This is a genomic window from Ruoffia sp. FAM 24228, from assembly GCF_045528575.1.
Classification (GTDB): Bacteria; Bacillota; Bacilli; order Lactobacillales; family Aerococcaceae; genus Ruoffia; species Ruoffia halotolerans.
In genome coordinates this window covers 1-979 of the sequence record NZ_JBGQQZ010000144.1, presented here as the reverse complement: position 1 = coordinate 979, position 979 = coordinate 1, and the positions used below count along the sequence as shown (strand labels likewise).

Below are 979 nucleotides of genomic sequence, written 5' to 3'. Positions count from 1 at the left end.
GAGAACTCCTTTCTTATGGTTGGTTTAGACACCTTTACCATATCAGAATGGGGTTCTTTTTTCATCACTTAACAGGTGAAAATGAAAAAGTAAATTTAAGCTGCCGTTAGGCAGTTGGCACATGTTTCAACGAAAAGTATGAATTGTTCAGGGTATTAGAAATATATTAAAGTACATAGGGAGAAATTCATGAAATTATACGGGGAGTTTTTAAAAGAAGATTGGTTAAAAGCATTAGGAGCTTGGGAAGAAAAAATTCCTGCTTCTTTTGTAGTTCATGGTGAATGGGAGCACGATGATAACCTGAAATTATGGAGCGAATTACTAAAAGATGAGAGTTGGCTACCTAAGTGGAATACAGTAATAGGTGATTATAGAGAGACGAAGATCGGCTTCGCAAATGTCTATGGTGCGCCGATGGCAACAAACATTGTCCATCAATTCGGTGCAGCAGGAACTGATTTATTTATTCAAACGGGTTATTGTGGCGGACTAACACACGATGTGAAATATGGGGATATACTTATCGTAACTGAAGCCGGGATGCAAGATGGAGCTTCGCAGTGGTACCTTCCTGATCAGGATGTAGTTAAAGCTGATGAAGCAATGGTAAATGAAGCAATAAGTTACTGTGAAAAGAAGGGATATAGCTATTCAATTGGACGTGTAATTTCTACAAGTGCAATGCTTCTGGAAACAGTTGACATGGTAAACAAATGGTCCGATAACGGTTATACGGGCGTTGATATGGAAACGGCAACGACGTTAGCGGTAGCGAAGAAGTTAAATAAAAAGGCAATAGGCTTATTAAATTTATCAGATCATTTGACTCAAGGTGATACTATCTATTCCTATGACGAATTTACAATTTAAGTGCAACAACAATAATAAAATAAAAAAAGATCCATAGTTTTCCTATAAAATAGATGTACCAACCAACTATTAGAAGGAGAAAGCTATGAATCCATACACACATCTT

The 979-nt window shown here is 37.0% G+C and carries 1 protein-coding gene; it reads left to right on the top strand.

Features of this window, described 5'->3' with window-relative positions:
* Positions 1–189: 189 nt before the first annotated feature.
* Positions 190–873 carry a nucleoside phosphorylase gene (locus ACEN33_RS12415; protein WP_407090983.1) on the top strand — a complete coding sequence of 228 codons (684 nt, stop codon included), beginning with the start codon at positions 190–192 and terminating at the stop codon, positions 871–873.
* Positions 874–979: the final 106 nt, after the last annotated feature.

Coding starts and splice junctions, on each gene's coding strand:
- ACEN33_RS12415 (WP_407090983.1), top strand. CDS start 190: ATGAAATTATACGGGGAGTTTTTAAAAGAAGATTGGTTAAAAGCATTA.